The following is a 534-nucleotide window of genomic DNA, read 5'->3' as shown; positions in this document are numbered from 1 at the left end:
TGACCCGCCAGGGACGCGCGGCGGAGGCACTCGGCTGGGCGGCCGTGGCGGCGCTGATCGGCGGCCTGGCGGCGTGGCTGCTGGTCACGTTCGTCGCAAGGCCGTTCGCGGATATCGCGCTGAAGTTCGGCCAGGCCGAGTACTTCGTCATCGTCCTGATCGGACTCACCAGCGTGCTCGCGCTGGCGGACCGGTCCGTCGTCCGCTCGCTGGCGTCGTTGCTCGTCGGCATGTTGCTGGCGACGGTCGGGGTCGACGACGTCTACGGCAGCGTCCGGTTCGACTTCGGCAGCCAGGTGCTGCGGGACGGCATCGACTACCTCCCGGTGATGATCGGGGTCTACGCGCTCGGCCACGTCATCGCGCGATACGGCGAGCGATTCTCCGACCAGGCCGTCCAGCAGCCGGCGAGCACTCGCACGCTGCTGCCGGGCCTGCACGCGTTGCGGTCGCGGGCGGGCAGCCTCGGCCGGGGCACGGTGCTCGGGTCCCTGATGGGTGCGGTACCCGGCGCGGGCGCCACCGTCGCCTCCT

General features: G+C 72.1%; 1 protein-coding gene. It reads left to right on the top strand.

Features of this window, described 5'->3' with window-relative positions:
- Positions 1 to 534: hypothetical protein (locus tag GEV06_29250; GenBank protein MPZ21923.1), on the top strand; the 534-nt coding region annotated here is incomplete at both ends.

The organism is Luteitalea sp. (genome assembly GCA_009377605.1).
Lineage (GTDB): Bacteria > Acidobacteriota > Vicinamibacteria > Vicinamibacterales > Vicinamibacteraceae > WHTT01.
Note: the sequence above shows the minus strand (reverse complement) of the source record. Positions and strands in the feature narration are given on the sequence as shown.